Consider the following 20,256-nt stretch of genomic DNA (forward strand, 5'->3'; position numbering starts at 1 on the left):
GTGTCTCGTACCGCAGAGGGTCATGGTCGCCGCGGCGCGCTCGGACCCCAGCCACTCCCGGAAGGCCACCATGACCACGCAGGAACTGACCACACCTCGTTGCCCCTTCAGGCTCGATCCCCTCGCCGCGGACCTGCAAGGCGAGAACGAGGACCTCCGGGCCATGGGGCCGGCGGCCCGGATCGAGCTTCCGGGGGGAGTGTTGGCGACGAGCATCACCAGCCAGGCGCTCGCGAAGCGCCTCATGATGGACGACCGGGTCTCCAAGGACCCGAGAAGGCACTGGCCCGCCTACAACAACGGCGGCGTCCCCGCCCTTTGGCCCTTCCGCATATGGGTCGACATCCGCAACGCACTGAGCACCTACGGTGAAGAGCACGCCAGACTCAGGCAGTTGATCGCCCCGGCCTTCAGCACGCGCCGCGTCCGGCAGCTGCAGCCCAGCATCGAGGCCATCGTCGAGAGGCGTCTCGATGACCTGGAGGCCCAGCCCGAGGGCCCTGTGGACCTGAGGAAGGACTTCGCCTGGCTCATACCTCTCCAGGTGGTCAACCTCCTGCTCGGCATACCGAAAGACATGGAAGAGACCTTCCGTCACCTCGTCGGCGCGAACATGTCCACCCACTACACCCCCGAACAGGCCGAGGCCAACGGCAGGGCCTACTACGAGCTGCTCGACAGCCTTGTCGAGACCAAGCGCCGATCCCCGGGCGACGACATCACCACGCACCTCGTCGGCCTCCACGACAAGGGCACCGTCAGCCGCAAGGAACTGATCGACAGCTTCATGCTGCTGGTCGGCGCCGGACACGAAACGACGATGAACGCCCTCGACCAGGCATGTGTCAGCCTCCTCAGCCACCCGGAGCAGCTCGCGCTCGTGCAGAGCGGCCAGGTCTCCTGGGGCGCAGCGATCGACGAAACACTGCGTCACCAGTCCCCGGTGGCGAACATCCTCCTCCGGTTCGCCGTCGAGACGATCCACGACGCCGAGACCGGCACGACGATCGAGCAGGGCGAGGCCATCGTCATCAACCTCGCCGCCGCAGGCCGTGACCCGCTCCTCCACCACGAGCCGGCAGATTTCGATCTCACCCGAGCCTCCCGGCGCCAGCACATAGCCTTCGGCCACGGACCTCACTACTGCCTCGGTGCCGAGCTGGCCAGGCTCGAACTCCGTACCTCCCTGGAGCGTCTCTTCCAGCGCTTCCCCTCGATGTCACTGGCCGTGCCCGCGGCCGACCTCAAGCCGCTGCCGTCGTTCATCTCGAACGGACACCAAGCGATCCCGGTCCTCCGGGCGAAGAAGGTGCCGATCCCCCTCCACCGCCGAGCAGGGCGAGCGTCATGATCAACCGCGCGCAGACCCGAGAGGCCGCTCCCGGCGGGACATGCCCGCAGTGTGGAGCAGCATTCGCTCCCCGCTGGTTCCCCGACGGATACAGCCCGAGCGCCGGCGCCCTCTGCGCCAGCGGACTGCTCGATCCGCCGCCGGACCGCAACGGAGCAGCCCTCCGGACCTCCTACGACCAGGAGCCCGAGCAGACATTCCTGCAGCGCGCGCTCTCCAGTCTCAGCGCACGCCTGGGTCCCCCCTCGCAGTACGGCGGTGACAGCCTCGGGCCGGCGGTCCGGTGGCGGTGGCCTTCGCAGACGGTGATCCTGACCGCGCCCCGGGGGCTGTGCCCGCAGGTATCGGTGACCCGGACCAGCGAGCTGGAGAAGGCCGAGACCGCGGCCTTCCGCCGAGCCGTGGGCGCACCGCAGGTCGCGCTGCCCTTCCTGTGGAGCTACCAACCTGGACCCATGTGTCTCCCTCCCCCTCCCGGCCGGGCGGCACCGAGCTGGGATCACCTGCAGGGATCCCTTCAAGCGGTGTTCCGAGCATGGTGTTCGCACCTGGTCCCCTTGGTGGGAAGCGAGGGTGCGGGCTTCAACATCATCGACGTGCGGGACCGCCGGTGGCGGCTGTGCGTGGTCGTCAGCCCGGAAGATCATCTCTTCCTCGCTGTCGACGACCGCGGCCGCCAGGCCGGTGAGGACGGCATGAGGCAACGAGGATGGCAGACGTTCGTCCCTCTGCTCCGGATGTGGGACGCCGAGTTCGCGCTGAGTGACGCCGGCGCCGCGTCTGCCGCTCGGCTTCTCGTCTCGGAGCTGCAGAACCGGAACGTTCGCTCGCCGGGAGACCTTCGGCTCACGCACATCAGTTCCGGAGACCACGGGCAGCTCGACATCCCCGGCCTCAGCATCCCGCCCGCCGAGCATGCGGACTTCACGACGCGAGCGGTAGCGTCCTGATCTCCTCCGCGCCGAAGCTGTCGTTCACCTCGGAGTCGTCAGCGAGTCACGGGGCCTCGTGGCGGCCGGGCCCGCGGGTTGCGGGCTGGCAGTCAGGTATCGCAAGGGGGCTCCCGATGGCCGTGTTGCCCCGTCGGGGGCGCATGGATGACCTTGCGCACTGTGTTGCGTGAGAGGCCGGTCAGCCGAGCGGCCTCCGTCTCCTTGATCCCGACCCGCGCCGAGCGAGCCAGCAAGTCATCGCGTCCCCGGTTGATGGCGCCGTAAGCGACCAGGTCGCGACGGATCGCGTCGCGTGCGTGCTGAGCGAACGCGGCGTAGTCGCCTGCGGCCAGTTGCAGCAAGGCCGGCATGGGGAATCCGGCGGCCTCCAGCAGTGCCTGCACCAGCTCGGGCCGGCACGCGTTGATGTCGAGTTCATCGCTGGCGGAGGGCAGGAGCGCGTCAAAATGGGCCAGCGCATCTCGCAGTCCAGCAGCTTCATCGCGGGTGAGGGACCACTCGCCCTGGCTGAGTCGTTCCGCCAGCCGGGCGAAGGCCTGCATCATCAGGCCCGTGGCCTCTGCCAGCTGCCGCTCGCGGTCCGTCGCGTCGGCGTAGATCATGTTGTGCGTCTCCGGCAGCACAGATCCTCCTCGGTTCGTCGGTTCGTTCCCGAGGTACAACGAGGCGGGGCTCTTCACGGCCTGTGCAATTCTGCACATTTTGGCGCTGGTCTCTGCAGCGACGGCAGAAGGATGACTCCCTGCTCTGTGTGCTCGCCTCGTCGAGGCCGCTTTGCTGGGCGTTCGGGGGCGGGCCAGCGGCCTGGCTCCCCATGCACCGGCCCGACCCAGGTCCCGGCTGGAAACGGCGCAAGGGGCGAGCGCTCGGTCGATGTGTGACGAGACTGGCGTCCGGTGCGGTCGCGTCACAACTGGGCGATGCAGCTGTGCGGCGCTCGGTGGGCCCGTCGGTTGGGCAGCCGCCCGCCGAGCAGGATGAGCCGGGCCGCGCGGTGGCGTTGCCCGGCGTACGGCTCCAGAAGCTGAAGCATCTGCTCGTCCGTTCCGTTCTGGGCGCCGGTCAGTGCGTACCCGATCTGGACGGGCAGGTGAAGGTCGCCGAGGGTGAGGGCGTCGGGCGCGCCGAGGGTGCGCTGAAGGGTCTCGGCAGCGGTCCAGGGGCCGATGCCCGGGATGAACTGGAGCCGGGCCATCGCCTGCGGCAGCGGCATCTTCGCGGCCTCTTCCAGGCGCGGGGCGCAATGGCAGGCGCGCAGGATCGCCGCCGCGCGGGACCGGTCGACACCGGCGCGATGCCATTCCCAGGAGGGGACCGTGCGCCACGTGGCGGCCGCCGGTGGTACGCGCATTCCGTCCGGGGCCGGGCCGGGGGGCTTCTCCCCGTACTGGGTCAGGAGGCGCCGCCCTGCGTAGTGGGCACTGCCGGTGGTGATCCGCTGCTCCAGCACGCTCGGGACGAGGGACTCCATCACCAGTCCGGTGCGGGTCAGTCGCAGCCCGCCGTGCCTACGGTGCGCCTCTGCCACCAGACGGTGACGGGGCAGGAAATCGGCCGGGGCGTCGTCGGCACCGAGCAGCGCTGGTAGCTGCTCAAGCGCCCAGTCGGCGCCCGGGCCCCACGCCGTTGCGGCGATCGTCCGTTCACCGGCCGGCTCCGAGCCGTCCCCGCTGATGCGCAGGGTCACCGGGCCGTCGGGGGTACGGGAGGTTCGCCACCAGGTTCCGTCGGGCTCGCGCCGGCAGGCCGGGTCCCTACGGCCGCGCCGCAGCACCCGCAGTGTGCGGGCGAGACCGTAGGGCGCGGGCGGCGCCCAGGAGCGGCTGGTCATGGTTCCCAACGTACGAGGACAGAGCGAGAGCTGGCGCGGGCGTAGAGCCGGGGCGCAGGTCTGGGCCCTCTGGGGCAGTTCTTCCGCGGTTCAGTTCGTGCCGCCGGCCGATGGGCTCGGGGATGAAAGAGAGGCCTTCGCGGACTGGTCGTCGGAGTCGGTAGTGCCTGGTGGCCGCCGTTGCAGATCGAGGGCCGGGATGAGGGCCGGGATCGCGATGGACGGCAGAAGGTGTCGCCACATGACGGCGATTCGGCTGATAGCGGCGTCCCCGGCCTTGGGCTCCGGGGCGAAGCGGCGCAGCCCGGCGAGGACGGTCGTGATCAGCTCGGCGGTATCGGTGGGGGCGACGTGTGAGAGCAGCTCCCCGGCGTGGGCGGCATCGGTCAGCAGGCCGGTGATCGTCAGGTGGAGGCGTTCCTGCCCCGCGCTGCCCTCGAACTCGGGCTCGCCGATCAGGCGCAGGGCGCCGCGGAGGACCGGATCGGTGAGTGGCGGGTCGGCGTAGCCGTTGATGAGTGTGATGAGGGTCTGGAGGCGTACGGGGCCGGCGGGGATTTCGGTGGTGTCCGGCTCCTGGAGGCGGGCCAGGACCCCGGCAGCCATCTCTTCCTTGCTCGCGAAGTGGAAGTACAGCGCCCCCTTGGTCACGTGGGACCGGTCCATAATCTGCCCGACGGAGGCCCCGTGGTAGCCGTACTCGGCGAACACTTCGCCCGCTGCGCACAGCACCCGCTGCCGGGTTGCACGAGCGCGTTCCTGTTTGGGTTGGGCCACCGTGTGTTCCTGCCGATCATGCGTATGGACGAGAGGTGCGGCCGCACCTCGGTGTGCGAGGTCTCCGGTCAGAGGCGGACGGGATGGCGCCCCTGCCACCCAGATGGATGATCTTGAGAAAGTCCGGCAAGGGCGGGCTTCGGCAGATGCATCCAGGTGTAGCACGTACTGGTGCGCGGGTGTGGCCGGCGAGCTGAGGGCTCCGCACGATGACGCCGAAGGTTCAGCGAAGCCCCATACCGGCACACGGAGGAGAAGCTTCCTTTGCGAGCCTATCGGCGGGGTCTGACAATCGGCCGGTTCTCCCCGAGTCTGCGGCACGCAGAACGGTGCGGTGAACGTCGTCCCTCAAGTGGCATCCGACTCGCCGGGGCGATAGACCCAGAGAATGAACCCGGACCCTCTCCGCCCGCCGGTGGAGCCCATGCTGGCCCAGGCCCGGGACACCCTTCCGGGGCCGGGCGCGCTGCGCGGCGGACTGGCCATGGAGCTCAAGTGGGACGGCTACCGGGTCATTCTCTTCACACCGAGCCGGCCGGGCGGCCCGCTGCTGCTCCAGACCAGGAAGGGCGCGCTGGTCCAGGACAGGTTCCCCGACCTGGTGGCGGCCGCGTCCCAGCTCCCGCCCGGCTTGGTCCTCGACGGCGAGCTGCTGGCCTTGACGGGCGACGGGTCTATGGACTTCGGAGCGCTCCAGCGCCGGGCGGCATCCGGCGTCCCGCGGACGGTGCAGGCGCTCGCGAAGGCGTTCCCGGCGTATCTCGTTGTCTTCGACATCCTCCAGATCGATGGTCGGCCCGTCCTTGCTGAACCGTACGAGCGTCGCCGCACCATGCTGGTGTCGCTGTTCGCCGACCAGGCGCTGACACCGCCGTGGACGCTGTGCCCGTCGACGAGAGACCCGGCAGTCGCCCGGGAGTGGCTGGAGACGTGGACCCGGACACCGGGGATCGAAGGAGTGGTCTGCAAGGGCCTTCACCAGCCCTACCGGCTGGGCGCCAGGGGATGGCTGAAGGTGAGGGCGCGGGAGACGACCGAGGCCGTGATCGGTGCGATCACCGGCACCCTGGGCCGTCCTCACCTGCTGGTCCTTGGGCGATACGACTCGGATGGGCGGTTGCGGCACGTCGGCAAGACCACCGTCGTCTCCCCGGCCGCCGCCCGGCAGCTTGCCGATCAGCTCACCGTGGCCGCCCCGGGCGCACACCCGTGGGAGGGGGCACGGTTCTCGTCCGGGTGGGGGACCAGCACCGTCCTCGACACGACGCTCGTCGTCCCGGACCGGGTGGCAGAGGTCAGCGTCGACACCGCTCGCGACCGTGGTGTCTGGCGGCACCCGGTCCGCCTGGTCCGTCTGCGATCCGATGTGCCGGTGCAGGACGTGAACACCTTCTGATCGCGTTCGCTCGGAGAAGGGGAAGCCAGGCGGCTTTCCGTGGGACGGCCCTCCAGGCCCGAGATGGCGATCCCAGGTGCCCGGGCATCATGGCTCCCAGGGTCGGACCGGCGATCACTCCTCGCCGGTCCGATTCGCGAGTGCTTTCCGGGTCCGTACTGAACCAGGAGGCGTCCGGGCCTGGAGAAGGCAGCGGCGTCAGGCTGATCGCGTCAGGGCTACGCGAGCAGGTACAACGCCCCGGCCTCCACATCCCACACCTTCGCTGCCCGGCCTGGCCCGGCCTGGCACCGTGCGTAAGTGTCGCAGCGCCCCCGCACTCGCGTCCGGTCGTCGAACGTGCGGTGCCTCTTCGGGGCGGTGCTCGGCGACGGGGCGGTTTCTCAGGCCGCTGTGCAGAAAGCAGGCCCCCCGGGAGAAGGGGTGGCGCCGCTGAAGCCGCAGTACTGCGACTTGCTTACGGCCCTTCGCTCTGAGGCTGGGGCGTGGTCGCTCAGCTCGCAATCTTGGCCTGGAGGTCGCCAAGGGTGAGCTCGTTGGTGCGACGCTCGGCAGCGGAGCTCTGCGTCCAGGCGACCATCGCCGGGTGCGCATCGTCATAGGAAGTGCCGGCCGGTGTGGGGCGGCCGTCGTTGCGGGCGATCTGGGTGAGATAGGCGGCCAGGGCGTGCGGTCCGCCGCCGCTGTAGCCGAGGTTGTATCCCATGCCGTGCTTCTGCGGCAGGATCGACAGGAGCCCCTTGGCCGTTCGGGCCCAGAACAGGCCTCGGCTGGTGATGAAGCTGCTGAAGACGTCGTCGGGGCGGAGCGCGAGGGGGGCGTACGTCGTGTAGCTCCACCGGTCGGTGCCGGCCGGGCCGGCATGTTCGCCTACGACGGGGAGCCCGAACGCGGGGTCGTAGTAAGTGGGCCGGCAGGGGCATCGCGGTCCACTGGTGGCTGCGCGGCCGCCATTCGGGTCCACCGTGACGCACGGGTGGAACAGCGACGGGATCTGCGAAGACGGCACCAACGTGCAGTGCAGGGCGTCCGGCTCGCAGCGCTCGAGCCTGCTTCGCCACTCCTGAAAATACGGCGTGATGGTCTGGGGTGCTTCGATGTCCAGCTCGGCGTTCAGCGACGCCGACGCGACGCCGCGGCCGGCCTCCGTGTAGAGGACGAAGTGTAGGAACCCCTTGTGCGGGTTGGTCAGGTTCAGGTCTCGAGCTTCGAAGGGCAACGCGGCGCTCCCATGCGCTCTGTGGTTGGGCGGCGAGGTCAGAAGACGCGGTGTTCGGAACGCACGGTGAAGCCGAGGTTGAGGAACTGCTCGGTGTCCTCTGGTCCCAGGTTGAGGGCGCGGGAGACGGTCGTGCCCTCGTCGTCGTGGACGAACGCGAGGAGGATCTTGCGGGTGGCGGGGTCTACCATGGCCCGGCGGGCGGCTTCGATGGTGTGGGCGACGCAGCCGGTGGTGCCGTCCTCGACGATGTCGCGGCGTGTGGTGTCGTCCCAGACGTTGAGCTGGAGGCCCGCGCCCTCGGTGGAGCAGCCCTCCTTGGAGTCGGCACCGAGAACGCACCGTCCGAGCAGGGCGGCGTGGGCGTGGCGCTGGAGGTGCACGGCTGTGGCCAGGAGGTGGTCGACTTCCCGCTGCGTGTTCTCCAGGGCCTTCTCAGGGCTGACGAATGAGGTGTTCGGGTCGTGGGGCTGGACGCGGATCCTCAAGGCAGCCAGGCTGCGGGCGAGGTCGTCGGCGATGCTCAGCAGTCCGGGCAGGTTCACGTCGCCGTGGATGCGCGGCGGGGGCAGTTCCGCCGGGTAGCTTTCCAGCGGTTTCAGTGGTTCATGCAGGTCGGTCAATGTTCCTCCTGGGCCGGGATATCGACGTCCTGATTCTCAGTCCGGCCCTCCGGGCCGCGCCGGTGAACGCGGCAACCGGCCACGAGCTGGCCGGTTGGTGCCCTTCCGTTCAGCAGGACGCTGACGGGCTGCCGCCGGGGGGAGGGGGTGAGGGGAGGCGACTGGGGGTGGTCCGGTGCGCGGGGGCGGGGAGTGGATTCGTAGATCGTGCCCCGTGGGCGTGAGCCGCGTCGTACGGTCGTTTCACCGTTGGCGACCGGGCGGTGGCGCTGGGTCAGGTTCGGGGAGGTTGTCAGGGTGGTCAATGCCCGTACATATCCGCTGTGGCGGGATCTCGCGATGAGCGAGGAACTTCCCCGCGAGGCGCTCAAGACGGTGATCGGCGCTCTGTGTACCCCGGCGGCGGGGCCCGGTGGCGGCTTCGACGCTCAAGGCGACCGGTGGCGGAAGAAGGCGCTCCAGGAGGCGCTGCCCGCGCTGCTGGCCCGGACTTCGGCCAAGCTGCTGCGGGGCCAGCTCCTGCTGCACGCCGACGAGGACACGCTGGCCGCCCTGGCCGCCGACGGCACCGTGACCACGGGCGATCTGCCCGGCATCCTGCGCCACCGCAAGATCTGGCCGGGGCTGATCGCCGCTCTGGCACGCCATGGCGACCAGGTCGACGCGGCGATCGAGCTCCTGCCCCAGCTCAGCGACCACGAGGTCGAGCACGTCGTCCGTGACTGGGACCCGAACCGCTTCACCCGAAGGGCGGATGCCGCTCCGGTCCCGCCGGTGCCGCAGAAGTTGTTCGACGCCGTGCTGGAGGCCTGTCTGACCCCGCTCGCCGCCTACCTGCTGCATCCCCAGCCCGAAGACGGATGGGAGACGTTGTCGACGCACGGCAGGGACTGGTCACTGGAGCTGGGCGGCCGCGACGGGTGGGCGATGCTGGCCCGGTGCCCCGAGCGGTGGCAGGAACTGGTTGCGCACCCCGTCTACGGAGCAGCTGTCCAGCATCTGCTGCTGGACCGGGCCGAATCCCAAGCCCGAGAGGATGCCCAGCTCCTCTCCGCCACCAGCCCGGACGCTCAGGAACTCCGTGCGGAGCCGGTCGGCGCCCTGAGCGTGGATCTTCTGCGTGCGTGCCTTCCGGCTCTGTGCCTTCCTGAGCTGGCCGAGCTGCCGAACTCCCAGGTCACCGCGCGCAGGACCCTGCACCACATCGCCAGTCGGGTCCGGGCCAACCCGCGTGTGGTCGACCTCGCGGGCGAACAGCTGCACAGGGTCACCGACGAACTCGTCGCTCGGGGCCGGTTGCTCGACTGGAGGGACAGGCAGCCGGACGACTTCGAGTTCCACAGCCGGCTTCTCCGGCTGGTCGAGGACCTGGCGCTCCTCAGCGTCAACCCCGACCACCTCACCGCAGCCTGCGCCCACCTCGCCCGCCTGGACCAGCCCGCTGTCGTCTCCCCCGCTCAGAGCTCGAGGCTGACCCGCGTGCTCAGCAACATCGATCCCGATCACGACCGCCCGGCCCGGCTCCTGGAGCGCAACTCCGAGCACCGCCGGGTCCAGAGGCTGGCCGTCCTGGCCGCCAACCCGTGCACGCCGCGTGCTGCCGTGACCGATGTCCTGAACAGGCTGCACCCCGCCGAGCTGGCGTGGATCGCCGAACGGTCCGGCGGCCCCGACTGGTTCCTTACCGCAGCGGCCGCCATCACGCGCCCCGAGGAGGAACACCCGGGTGTGGTGCGGCTTCTGGACGACGACGCACTGGCGAGCCAGCCCGACCCGGCGGCCGTCCTTCAGTCCTGGCTCGACTCCCCCGCCGCGAAGGACGGAGGGCTCTCCCGTTCCGAGATCTACCGGGCCGTCATCTCCTCTTCCCACCTCACCCCGGAGCACCTGCGCCAGATCCCCGCCGACGAAGTCCTCACCGGCAACGGGCCGAACGACGTCCTCGCGCTCCTGCTGGATCACTGCGGGCGCAGCACCGAACGGTGGAAGGCGCTCGGCGCCGCCATGACGTTCGGCGACGAGGGGAAGGTGTCCCTCGGCCAGCTCCTCGACTCCCTGGACCGCACCCCAGCCCGCCGGCACGCTTCCTGAGCGCTGGGGGGGGACCGTCACCGGCCGGTGGCCGGCATCCGGCCGACCAGCCCGGTCGCCAACGATGCGCCTATGTCCGCTGACCACCGCCCGGGAAGGCACCCCGTGTTCCCCGATCCTCCGCCCCGGAATCTCCTCGCCCTGGCCGGGGGGGCCGGTTCAGGCAAGACCACGCTCGCCGAGTCCGTCGCCGCCGCACACCCTCGGACCGCACTGCTGCAATTGGACCACTATGTCCACACCCAGCCCGAGCGAGCGCCCCTGGTGCCCAGCGTCCTCGGCACCGGGGAAGTGATCGACTTCAGCGACCCGCGGGCCATCGACTGGGGGCGCGTCCTACAGGCCATCAGCGGAGCTCCGGCTGGGAAGCTGCTGGTTGTCGAAGGCACCTTCGCCTTGGAGAAGCAGATCCGTCAGCTGGCCCGCTGGACCGTCTACCTGGACACCCCCGATGATCTGCGCCTCGCACGCAAGACACTCCGAAGGATCGGCGAGGGCGTCGACCCCCGGATCGGCCTGCTCGGGTATCTCGCGCATGGACGCGAAGGCCATCACCAACACGTCGCCCCGATGCGCCAGGCCGCCGGGCTCGTCCTCGACGGGACCCTGCCCACCAAGCACCTGACCGACCAGCTGATCGCCCATGTCGCCAACGAAGCCAAGGGGACCTGACGCGCGGGAACCCGGGTGCCCACGGTGGGGCACGGAGGGGTTGCCCGCAGGATGACGGCGGCCGATACTCGCCCACACCAGAGCCGACCGGCGCGCGCCTCTCGATCCGATCAATCAGCAGCTTCACGATGCAGAAGCCGTGCACGCGGCTCTGCACAACGGCGTACGCTGGCCCGATGTCCGTCGTACCCCCGCTCTTCAGCGATGCCGAGACCGGCCATCCCGCCATCGCCCAGTGGTGCTCCACCATCCTGGCCGGCGACACCGCCCGCCTGCTCCTGATGGGACCCCACTGGTCCGGCAAGTCCCACGCCGCATACGCCGGGCTGCGTCGCCTCCTGGCGGCCGGCTACGGCGAGAAGAACATCACCGTCCACCAGGCCCACGACCTGAGCGCCAGCTACGAGCCGGGCATGATCGAGAACACCACCGCGGTCACGGTCATCGACGATTTGACCGTCTCCGTCGATCTGGTGCGTGAGGCGAAGGTGCCGCTGCGGCCGGACCCCGCCGACGTCCAGGCCATGATGGCTCTGGAGGCAGGAGCGCTCGCGGACGCTGTCGCACGTCTGAGCCTGCTGCCCCGCCGCTCGTGGCTCCTGATCGCCTCCAGCGTCGACTGCCTCGTCGAGACGGTCGGCCAGGAGACTGCCGACCGGCTCGTTGCCGTCGCCGAGCAGGCAGAACTAGAACCCCGCCCGCGCCCAACACTGCGCTGGTAGCAGCCGGGCACCGGCATAAAGCGGCCAGCGCCGAGCCCGATCGTGGTCTGCCGGTAGGCTTGATCGTGCACAGCAAAAGGGCGGGCGCCCCCGGATACCGGGGGCGCCCGTCTGCTGTACGTGGCGTGTGAGCTCTACCGGGCCGGGAAGGGGCACCTCGGCAGCGGCTGGTCAGGCGGCGCGAACAGGGGCGGGGCAGGGGTGAGTTACCTGGGCCCATTTCTCCAGCAGGGCGGCGTACTGCTGCGCACGGTCGTCGTCGTCGAGGTCCGGCCGGTCTATGAGCGTACGGATACTCGCGTTCACCGCGGAGGCCCTGGACAGCGGCTGTATTGGGATGCCGGCTGCGGAAGGGATGGTCATATGGGCAGAGTACCGATGAGGTCTGACAAGGGTCTGAGAATTATGGGGCGGAGCGCTCCGCTCAAATTCCCTGCGCGGGGGATGGGAATCGGGGATCGAGACCCCGACCCGAGCTTGAGATGCTTCCACATCACGACTTCGGGTTGCCTCGGTCTCGCCCATCGCGGGGACGCGGTCGCGGGGCACTCACCGAAGCCTGGGCGTACCGGCATGGCCGCCCACACGCTGCAAGGCTACGGACAGGGCTGGTCAGAAGGCGATCCAGTCCGCAGGAGCTCCTGTGCGAGCTGGCACCGGTCAGCAGGGTCGGCGTCCCTGCCGGAGACGACCGCCGTGCGGCTGACGTGCTCCAGCTCTCCTCGTGTCCTGCCGCTGCCACCTGATCAGAGAAGCGCGCCTATAGCCAGCACCGGCTGCCAGTTCCTGAAAGAGGAGTCCCCCGTACAATTCCGGAAGACTGAGCTCGCAGCCCGGTCCTATTCTCCGCGCGAGGATCAGGAGGATCCGATGTCTCAAGTAGGCCTCAGGGAACCCCGCGGGTTTACGACCCTGCCGCCCGGCCTCCGCCGCCGATCATTGCTCATCCTGGCCCTGCATATCCTGCTCACAGGACTGGCGCTGGGAGCCGGTATCGCTCTGGGGCGCGCGGCGGACAGCCTCAGCATGACGTGGGCCGGGTACCTCTTCATCGGCGTGCAGTACCTCGCCTTCGGATACGCAGCTTTGCAGGTGCTCGCCACTGTGAAGTACCTCCGATGCCTGCTCATGCGCGTCGAGGCCGAATAGCTCTCAATCAAGATCCGGCTGCCGGACGAGGCTACGCCCGGCCGCCGCGCCGCACCCAACAGGCAGCCCCACTGCCGAGTTCAGGAGCGCGGCCCGGTCATCAAACCGCGGGGTCCTTACCAGAAGCCTGTTCATTCACCCACTGCCTCGAAACCGCGAGGTTCGCGGCGGTGCCTGCGGGCTCGTAGAGCACCCGTTCCCTCTTCCAAGGCCTGCGGCTCATCGGGGCGGAGGTATCCGCCACCACCGTGCAGCGGGTGGTGCCGGCGGGGGATGTCCGGCGGCGGGCGGCGTTGCCGGATTCGCGGGTTGCGACGTCCATATCTTCTGCGGAGCGGAGGCGGAGCGTGTCAGCGTCGATGGGCATCCGCGGCGCCTAGTTGTCAGGCTCCGCACGAGCTTCCCCACCATCGCCGGCCCGCTCCCTCGACGACGAGGGCGGCGCCCAAGGGATCTACTTCCGGTAGCAGCGGCCTGCGAACGAGACGGCCTACGAGCGGGCCAGCGACGCGCTGGCCGTGTTCGGTGTGTTGACCGAAGAACATCGCCGCGCTGCGTGAGCAGGAGGCCGAGGGCGTACGCCGTCGCCTGGAGTTCGACTGATCTGAGGAGAAGGGGGTGGCGGCCCGCACCGGTTGCCCGGGCGGGCCGGCCGGCCTCGGTTGGCAGCCAAGGCTGTGTCCTGCCCGCTGCCACGATCAGGACGTGCGCTGCGTCAGGAACCACCCGTCGGCAGCCGCGCTGCTGCGCGCCCTTGGCAGTGGGCACGCAGCGTCCCCGGTCCTTCGCACGGACCGGGTCTGCGGAAAGCGTATCGGCGGGTACCGACATCGGGGCTATCGCGTGCGGCGGTGCGCCCGGGCTGCGGTGCGCGCGGCGCGGTAGGCCTGAACCGGGTCGGCGTCGGGGCCGGGGACGGGTTGCCAGGGGCCGTACGGGGCGAGGTAGGGATGCCAGCGGCCGTCGGGTCCGTAGCGGAGCTGGATGCCGGCGGCGGGGTCGGTGAGGTGGTTGTCCTCGCATTCGACGGCAGTGTTAGGGGCGGGCCGCAGGGGCTGGATGTCGGCCTGGGCGCGGGCGAGGACGTCGTGGTCGACGGTGTAGCGGTGGAGGTAGGCCGCGGCGCCAGCGGGTCCGCCGTGGGTGTGGGCGAGGGTGAGGTGCCCCATGGCGACGACGTCGAGGCCGAGGTGGTCCATGGCGGCCTGCCGGTAGGGGGCGCCGTGTTCGAGGGCAGTGAAGCGGGCGAGGTCGCTGCCGGTGTCGGAGCCGGTCGACTGCTCGATGCCGGCCAGGAGTTCTCGGGCACGGTGGGCGGCGTCGGCGACGAGGGCCTGCTGTGCGTCCAGGTCGGGCAGCGGCGCAGGTGGTGCGGAGAGCGGGCTGGTGAGGAGGGGGCGGGCGGTGGTGAGGTCGAGGTCGGCGGGGTTGGGCAGCGGGGCCGCCTGCTGGGCCGGGATGGCCAAGGCGTGGTCGGTGGCAGGGCGTACGAGCGACGGGGCTGCTGCCCGGGAGGGGACACCGGCCGGGCTGGCCGCGACGGCGGTCGGCTCGGTGCCACGTAGGCGCTTCTTGATGTGCTGGTAGGGGCGGCCGCGGAGGGTGAACAGCGGGGCGGGAGCGGTGCGGAGCCGTTCGGCGAGGAGCAGTCCGACGGCAAGGGTGTGCGCGCAGGGCCCGGAGGCCGCCTCGGTGCAGGTGCAGTGGTGGGAGAGGTCCTGCGCCGAGGGGAGCAGCGGGATGCCCCCGGTGTGGCGGGGATCGGCGAGTTCGCCGCTGATGGTCGTGGTGGGGATGCGCGCGGCGAGCGCGGCTTCGAGGCGCTCCCACTGCGCGGCGGTGAGTTCTTCGACGAGCAGGCGGGCTCGGGCGGTCCGGCCGCCGGGCAGGGCGAACTTGGCGGTGGCGAAGCCCTGGTTGACGTTGAGCTGGGGGTGAGTTCCGGTGAGGAGACGGCGTGCGGCGTTCAGGGTCGCGGTGTCGGCGCTGGTGGTGAGGGAGGTGGTCAGGGTGTTGGCCCACACGTCGGTGGTGTGGGGGCTCATGGGCGTGCTCCCAGGGTGACGAGGTCGGCGAGTTCGTGGTCGGTGAGCTGGGTGAGGGCGCGGTCGCCGCTGGTCAGGACGGCGGAGGCGAGGTCGCGCTTGTGGGTGAGGAGTTCGTCGATGCGGTCCTCGACGGTGTGCTCGGTGATCAGGCGGTGGACGGTGACGGTCTGCTGCTGGCCGATGCGGTGGGCCCGGTCGGTGGCCTGGTCCTCGACGGCGGCGTTCCAGGAGCGGTCGTAGTGGATGACGTGGGCGGCGCGGGTGAGGGTCAGTCCGGTGCCGGCGGCCTTGAGGGAGAGGATCATCACGGGGTGCTGGCCGGCCTGGAAGGCGTCGACCATGCGCTGGCGCTCGGGCAGGGTGGTTGCGCCGTGGAGGAAGATCGGGTCGTAGCCGTGCTGGGTGAGGTGGCGGTGGAGCAGGTGTCCCATGCTCACGTAGCTGGTGAAGAGGATCGCGGCCTCGGAGCGGGTCCGGATCGTATCGAGGAGGTCCATCAGGGCTGCCGTCTTGGCGGAGCGGGCGGTGAACTCGGTTGTTGCCGCTGCTGATGTGGGGTCTTCGCGCAGGTAGTGCGCGGGGTGGTTGGTGATCTTTTTCAGGGCGGTGAGCAGCTTGAAGACGAGGCCGTTGCGGGTGATGCCGCGGGATGCCTGGATTTGCTGGAGGGTTTCGCGGACGAGCGCTTCGTAGAGGCCGGCCTGCTCGGTGGTGAGGCGGACCAGGCGCGGGTGGTCGATCTTGGCGGGGAGTTCGGGGGCGATCCCCGGGTCCGTCTTGCGGCGTCGCAGGAGGAACGGTGCGATGACCCGGTTGAGTTCGAGGGCTTTCTCGCCGCCGGGGTCCTTCTCCGCCGCGTTCGCCCACCGGGCCCGGTACTCCTTCAGCGTGCCGAAGAGGCGCGGGTTGGTCCAGTCGAGCAGGGCCCACAGCTCGGAGAGGTTGTTCTCCACCGGGGTGCCGGTCAGGGCGAGGCGGGTGGTGGAGGGCAGGGCGCGTAGCTGCCGGGCGGTGGCGGAGGCGGGGTTCTTCGCGTGCTGGGCTTCGTCCGCGATGACCAGCGACCAGGTGCGGTCGGCCAGGCGGGCGGTGTCGCGGCGCAGGACTCCGTAGGTGGTGACCACCACCGTGGTGTCGGTGAGCTCGTCGAGGGTGCGCTCGGGTCCGTGGTAGGCGCGGACGTCCAGGCCGGGAGCGAACCGGGCGGCCTCCCGGCTCCAGGTGGTGACCAGGGAGGCCGGGCAGATGACCAGGGTCGGGCCCGGGGTGTGCTGCTGGCGGTGAAGGATGAAGGACAGCGCAGTGAGGGTCTTGCCCAAGCCCATGTCGTCGGCGAGGACCGCGCCGAAGCCGAGGCTGGCGGTGTGGGCGAGCCAGGTCAGGGCCCGCTGCTGGTAGCCGCGCAGTGTCGCGTGCAGGCCGGTCGGTACCGGTACGGGCTCGGGGTGGTGTTCGCCGCCGGTGAGGATGCCGATCGTGTGGGCGAGCTGTCCGGCTGTCCGGCAGGAGACGAGCGAGTCGTCGATGGTGATGGTGCCGGTCAGGGCGGCGGTCAGCGCCTGGGTGCCGGGCAGGTGCCCCAGCAGGCGGTGGCGTGCGCGGCGGCGCAGGACGGGGTCGGCCAGGACCCACCGTCCGCGGACGCGGACCAGGGGCCGGGCCGCTTCGGCGAGGGCGTCCATCTCCTGTTCACTCAGCGGCACGCCGTCCAGGGCGACCTGCCAGCGGAAGTCGAGCAGCGCGGTCACGCTGAACCGGGGTGCCTCTCCGACCGACCGGTGTCCGGACCCGCCGGGAGCGGGGTTGGTGCCGATGACCGCGGCGGCCTGCAGGGCGGTGCGCAGCTGTTCGGGCCATTGCACCCGTACACCGTGCTCGGCGAGTTCGGCTTCCTGTTCCAGCAGCGCCTCGATGGCCGCGGGGTAGAGCGTGCAGCGCCCGGGATGTTCCTGGGCGGCGAGTCCGGCCAGCGCGGGACACCGGCGTGCGGCCCGGCGCAGGATGCGCCGGACTCGGGGACGCACGGCCTGCGGGTGCTGGCCGGCGAGGGTGGCGTCGCCTGACCACAGACGAGCGGCGGGTACCGGTGTCTCGTCGGGGGAGGTGTCGGTGGCAGCGGGCGCCAGGTGGAGTTCGGCGGTGAGGCGCCCCGTTGTGGCCTGTTCCTCGCTGGGTTCCTCGATCCGCACGATCACCTGAGGGGCCGGTCCGCCGTCGGCCTGGTCGGCGACGCTGTCCAGCCAGACGGCCACCTCTCCTTCGGCGTCCGCCGTCCTCCGGTCGGGGTGTGTCCAGGGGCCGGTGCCGAACACGGCGGCCGCCGGGGTGCGCATGAGCACGTCGGCGATCGCGTCGGCGGCGGCACCGAGCGCCTCGCGGGCCGGCATCCCGGGCGGCGTCGCTCCGGTGGGTGCGGCGGCGGCGAGGACGGACAAAGCCTGCTCGGCGTTCGGCGGGATGGGGCCGACGCACCACGCGGCCCGGCTGCCGTCGTGGGCGGGGTGGACCAGCTGGGCGGCGATCAGCTGCAGGACGATGTGCAGCGCCCGCTGCCAGAAGACGGCCGTCGCGCTTGCCCCGTGGTCCGCGCGGTGGAGGACGGGCAGGCCTTCGAGGAGAGGGATCCGCCAGCCGGAGGGGCCGTCGGAGCGGGGCTCGGCGGTCAGCGGATCGGGCAGGCCGGTCATCGGGAGCGCCTGTCGACCGTTGTCCTGTATCCGCCACGCCGCTGGTCGCCCGGTGACGGCGGGCACGAACGTGACGGAGCAGCCGGAGGCGACGGCATCCAGCAGCAGTGCGGCGGCCGGTCGGCCCTCCACGTCGAGGAAGGACCGGTGCGGATCCGTAGCCGTACGGGCGGCGGGCGCCGGTGTCGAGGACGGCTGGGTGACGGCCGTTTCCGGGCCGGTCGTACGCCGCTCGCTGCCGGCGGCGACGTCCGGGGCCGGTGCGGGGGCGGTGCGGTCGAGAGCGTGGAGTTTCCGCAGCAGCTTCAGCGCCGCCGCCCGGCGCGCGGAGGTCTTGTCCGGGCCGACGGCGGTCGCCTTCACCGGGGTGTCGCTCGCCCGGTACCGGCAGGAGTAGGCGACCTCCTTGCGGACGCCGAGCGTGCGTACGCTCACTTCGGGTTTGCTGATCGTGTCGAGCTGGTGGTGCTTGTTGAGGTACTTGACCGGGTCCTCGCCGGGCCCGGGAACGGTGATCTTCGGCGTGGGGGCCGGTTTTTCGTCGACCGCGTGCGGCGGTTCGGGCAGGTCCGCCATGAGGGCGAGCAGCGCACACGCCGCGTAGTGCCGGGCCGTCTTACGCACCGGCGCGGAGCGCACCGGACCAGTCGACGTCCCCTCTCCGACCGTCAGCAGGGCCCGCGTGTGGTGGAGGCCCTGGTCGTCGACGTCTTCGGTGTAGGTCAGGCCGTGATCCGCGCCGTGCTGCTCGGCGTGCCAGTGCAGGAGGCGGGCGGGGGCCGGTGGCATGGCCGCCGCCCGTTGGAGGGCGACTTCGCGTACGGCTGCCCAAGCCCGGCTGCGGGCCTCGAAGAGCAAAAGGTAGAGCTCCCGGTGACGCAGCCGGCCAGCGCGGGCACGCTTGAGAGCTTCGAGGTTCAGCTCGGCATCGGGGCTTCGGCCGTCTTCGACGTTCCGGCGCAGACGCTGCTCGAAGACTTCCGACGGCATCCCGGGCAGGACCAGGCGATGCGGCTCGCCGGTCACGGCCGGGTCCTCGCCGGGCAGCATGACCCCCGCGAGGCGAGCCAGCAGGGCGAGCGACGCGCGGTCCTTGGCCTCCCGGCCGGTGGGGGCGGACTGCGCGGGGCCCGTCACCTGGGACTCGGCCGGACCGATGACGGCAGCGACGGCGCACTGGCCGTCGCCGATGGCCGTGTCGGTCTCCTCGAACCGCGGAGGTGGCCACACCTCCACCTGCGTGTGGGCGGTCAGGATTTGCCGGGCCGACTCGATGTTGTGGACCAGGTGCTCCATGACGGCCTGCCGGGCCGGCACCCACGACGATACGGCGGGGGTGGCCAGCAACACCAGGCGCATGTCCCGCACGCTCAGCAGACCGGCACGGCTACGGCGCAGAGTATCGCGGGCCATCGCGATGTCGTCGGTGTCCGATCCGACGAGTTGCTTGAGCGCCTCGTGCCACCGGCCCGCGTCCAGCGAACCGACATCGTGGTCTTCCAGCGTCGTCTGCATACCGGTTGTAGCCGTGAAGCTCACTCCCACTCCCCTGCACGAGCCGCCGGCACTGGAGCCGACGGCGTTCACTAACGGCATCGATCTCGCCACAGTAGGCGAGAACACTGGCACGTCCGACGCCTGCCACGGTCTGGCACCCGGGGTCGCCCCAGACACCCGCGCTCCTTGCCCGGAAGGCCCCCGTGGGGCTGGCTGTCCGGCGGACAGGCCCTGCCCACGCCTCCCGGATCCTGCGCTTCGTAGCTACCTGGGTTCAGTCATGGGACTCATCACGACTGGTGGGTCTGAGAATTACTGGAGGGGGCTCTCCGCCCGGGCTGTGCGCGCGGTGGAGCGCTGTTGGGTTGGATCGATGATCTGCTGTCCGCGAGGTCCTGCTTCGACACGGAGTTCCTGCCACCGGTCAACTTCAACGGAGTCAGGCCATCCCAGTTCCGCGTACGGGCGGGGTTCTCGCTGGCCCCGGAAGCGCATGAAGTGAAGCTGCGCCACGAATCGTCCCTGAGCGGTGCCCGGGCCGGTGCCGGTGAGGCGGACCAGGAGGTCGCAGCCGAAAGGACTGTCGAGGGGGGCGAGGAGGACACCGCCGGGGCGCAGTTGCTCCAGCCACGCTCGGGGGATCGTCCGGACCGAGGCGGTGGCGATGATCCGGTCGAAGGGCCCGGACGCCGGGTGCCCTTCTTCGCCGTCGCCGGTGATGACGAGCGGGTCCAAACCCAGCCTGTTGAGGTTCTGGCGTGCGCGCTCGGCGATGGAGGGGTCGACTTCGATACTGACGACGGTTCCTTGGCCGGTGCGGGTGGCCAACAGGGCGGTGGTGTAGCCGGTTCCGGTGCCGAGTTCGAGTACTCGTTCGCCGGGCTCTGGTGCGAGGTGGCGCAGGAGTTCGATGATGACGCCGCTGTAGGAGATGCTGGAGGTGAACGCCCCCTTCGCGGGGCCGGCCGGTGGGATGAGGCCGTCGTCCATCTGCGTGATCAGTGGTGCGCCGGTGCTGTAGACGGCCTTCAGCCACGCCTTGGGGCGCTCGCCCCGGTCGATCAGGCTGTACAGGCCGTCCTCGCGAGGCGAAGGCCACCACACGCGGGCGGGCGCGAAGTGCTCTCGCGGCACCCTGAGGAAGGCGTCCCGCAGCCACACCGCCTCACCGAACCCGCGGGCTGCGGCGTCCATCTCTGCTGCGGAGCGGCGCCGGAGGGTGTCAGCGTTGATCGGCATC

The 20,256-nt window shown here is 70.6% G+C and carries 16 protein-coding genes; 7 read left to right on the forward strand and 9 right to left on the reverse strand.

The features are described from left to right. Window positions 1-70: 70 nt before the first annotated feature. On the forward strand, window positions 71-1,351 hold the full coding sequence (locus PSQ21_RS35835; protein ID WP_274036386.1) for a cytochrome P450 family protein: 1,281 nt from the start codon (window positions 71-73) through the stop codon (window positions 1,349-1,351). 560 nt (window positions 1,352-1,911) lie between these two features. Further along, window positions 1,912-2,301, forward strand: a complete 390-nt coding sequence (locus tag PSQ21_RS35840; protein ID WP_274036387.1) for a hypothetical protein — start codon at window positions 1,912-1,914, stop codon at window positions 2,299-2,301. Window positions 2,302-2,393: 92 nt separating this feature from the next. Here the strand turns inward: PSQ21_RS35840 and PSQ21_RS35845 are convergent, their stop codons facing one another. From PSQ21_RS35845 to PSQ21_RS35855, 3 genes are all read right to left on the reverse strand, one after another. Next, the gene (locus PSQ21_RS35845; protein ID WP_274036388.1) at window positions 2,394-2,927 is read right to left on the reverse strand and encodes a hypothetical protein; all 534 of its coding nucleotides are present in this window, start codon (window positions 2,925-2,927) and stop codon (window positions 2,394-2,396) included. A 284-nt stretch (window positions 2,928-3,211) separates the two neighbouring features. Next, on the reverse strand, window positions 3,212-4,135 hold the full coding sequence (locus PSQ21_RS35850) for a DNA-3-methyladenine glycosylase family protein (RefSeq protein WP_274036389.1): 924 nt from the start codon (window positions 4,133-4,135) through the stop codon (window positions 3,212-3,214). 90 nt (window positions 4,136-4,225) lie between these two features. Further along, entirely contained in the window at window positions 4,226-4,912 is a 687-nt protein-coding gene (locus PSQ21_RS35855) for a ScbR family autoregulator-binding transcription factor (protein ID WP_274036390.1), read from the reverse strand. 388 nt (window positions 4,913-5,300) lie between these two features. On the opposite strand from PSQ21_RS35855, the gene PSQ21_RS35860 reads away from it, so the two are divergent. Then, window positions 5,301-6,308: an ATP-dependent DNA ligase gene (locus PSQ21_RS35860; RefSeq protein WP_274036391.1), complete on the forward strand. Its 1,008-nt coding sequence runs from the start codon at window positions 5,301-5,303 to the stop codon at window positions 6,306-6,308. A gap of 493 nt (window positions 6,309-6,801) precedes the next feature. Here the strand turns inward: PSQ21_RS35860 and PSQ21_RS35865 are convergent, their stop codons facing one another. After that, window positions 6,802-7,527, reverse strand: a complete 726-nt coding sequence (locus PSQ21_RS35865; RefSeq protein ID WP_274036392.1) for a hypothetical protein — start codon at window positions 7,525-7,527, stop codon at window positions 6,802-6,804. 38 nt (window positions 7,528-7,565) lie between these two features. Next, entirely contained in the window at window positions 7,566-8,150 is a 585-nt protein-coding gene (locus tag PSQ21_RS35870; protein ID WP_274036393.1) for a hypothetical protein, read from the reverse strand. 339 nt (window positions 8,151-8,489) lie between these two features. On the opposite strand from PSQ21_RS35870, the gene PSQ21_RS35875 reads away from it, so the two are divergent. The 3 genes from PSQ21_RS35875 (at window position 8,490) to PSQ21_RS35885 (ending at window position 11,635) form a co-directional block, all read left to right on the forward strand. After that, the gene (locus PSQ21_RS35875) at window positions 8,490-10,241 is read left to right on the forward strand and encodes a hypothetical protein (protein ID WP_274036394.1); all 1,752 of its coding nucleotides are present in this window, start codon (window positions 8,490-8,492) and stop codon (window positions 10,239-10,241) included. Between the two features lie 72 nt (window positions 10,242-10,313). Next, a complete protein-coding gene (locus PSQ21_RS35880; protein WP_274036395.1) occupies window positions 10,314-10,913 on the forward strand; it encodes a uridine kinase family protein in 600 nt (199 codons plus the stop codon). Between the two features lie 176 nt (window positions 10,914-11,089). Next, window positions 11,090-11,635, forward strand: coding sequence for a hypothetical protein (locus PSQ21_RS35885; RefSeq protein ID WP_274036396.1), 546 nt, complete (start codon window positions 11,090-11,092; stop codon window positions 11,633-11,635). Between the two features lie 171 nt (window positions 11,636-11,806). On the opposite strand, the gene PSQ21_RS35890 is transcribed toward PSQ21_RS35885, so the two are convergent. Next, window positions 11,807-11,941, reverse strand: a complete 135-nt coding sequence (locus PSQ21_RS35890) for a hypothetical protein (protein WP_274036397.1) — start codon at window positions 11,939-11,941, stop codon at window positions 11,807-11,809. Between the two features lie 720 nt (window positions 11,942-12,661). Between PSQ21_RS35890 and PSQ21_RS35895 the strand changes: the two genes are divergently transcribed. Next, the gene (locus PSQ21_RS35895; protein WP_274036398.1) at window positions 12,662-12,784 is read left to right on the forward strand and encodes a hypothetical protein; all 123 of its coding nucleotides are present in this window, start codon (window positions 12,662-12,664) and stop codon (window positions 12,782-12,784) included. A gap of 836 nt (window positions 12,785-13,620) precedes the next feature. On the opposite strand, the gene PSQ21_RS35900 is transcribed toward PSQ21_RS35895, so the two are convergent. The 3 genes from PSQ21_RS35900 to PSQ21_RS35910 form a co-directional block, all read right to left on the reverse strand. Beyond that, entirely contained in the window at window positions 13,621-14,829 is a 1,209-nt protein-coding gene (locus PSQ21_RS35900) for a hypothetical protein (protein WP_274036399.1), read from the reverse strand. Further along, on the reverse strand, window positions 14,826-19,058 hold the full coding sequence (locus PSQ21_RS35905) for a DEAD/DEAH box helicase (protein WP_274036400.1): 4,233 nt from the start codon (window positions 19,056-19,058) through the stop codon (window positions 14,826-14,828). Before PSQ21_RS35905 ends, PSQ21_RS35900 begins: the two co-directional genes overlap by 4 nt. 270 nt (window positions 19,059-19,328) lie before the next feature. Further along, window positions 19,329-20,255 carry a methyltransferase domain-containing protein gene (locus PSQ21_RS35910; protein WP_274036401.1) on the reverse strand — a complete coding sequence of 309 codons (927 nt, stop codon included), beginning with the start codon at window positions 20,253-20,255 and terminating at the stop codon, window positions 19,329-19,331. Window position 20,256 lies beyond the last annotated feature (1 nt).

It is taken from the genome of Streptomyces sp. MMBL 11-1, from assembly GCF_028622875.1.
GTDB lineage: Bacteria > Actinomycetota > Actinomycetes > Streptomycetales > Streptomycetaceae > Streptomyces.

What these genes read in the sequence shown, in the direction of transcription:
- PSQ21_RS35835 (WP_274036386.1), top strand. Translation starts at nt 71, where the DNA reads ATGACCACGCAGGAACTGACCACACCTCGTTGCCCCTTCAGGCTCGAT.
- PSQ21_RS35850 (WP_274036389.1), bottom strand. Translation starts at nt 4,135, where the DNA reads ATGACCAGCCGCTCCTGGGCGCCGCCCGCGCCCTACGGTCTCGCCCGC.
- PSQ21_RS35860 (WP_274036391.1), top strand. Translation starts at nt 5,301, where the DNA reads ATGAACCCGGACCCTCTCCGCCCGCCGGTGGAGCCCATGCTGGCCCAG.
- PSQ21_RS35875 (WP_274036394.1), top strand. Translation starts at nt 8,490, where the DNA reads ATGAGCGAGGAACTTCCCCGCGAGGCGCTCAAGACGGTGATCGGCGCT.
- PSQ21_RS35880 (WP_274036395.1), top strand. Translation starts at nt 10,314, where the DNA reads ATGTCCGCTGACCACCGCCCGGGAAGGCACCCCGTGTTCCCCGATCCT.
- PSQ21_RS35885 (WP_274036396.1), top strand. Translation starts at nt 11,090, where the DNA reads ATGTCCGTCGTACCCCCGCTCTTCAGCGATGCCGAGACCGGCCATCCC.
- PSQ21_RS35895 (WP_274036398.1), top strand. Translation starts at nt 12,662, where the DNA reads ATGACGTGGGCCGGGTACCTCTTCATCGGCGTGCAGTACCTCGCCTTC.
- PSQ21_RS35900 (WP_274036399.1), bottom strand. Translation starts at nt 14,829, where the DNA reads ATGAGCCCCCACACCACCGACGTGTGGGCCAACACCCTGACCACCTCC.
- PSQ21_RS35910 (WP_274036401.1), bottom strand. Translation starts at nt 20,255, where the DNA reads ATGCCGATCAACGCTGACACCCTCCGGCGCCGCTCCGCAGCAGAGATG.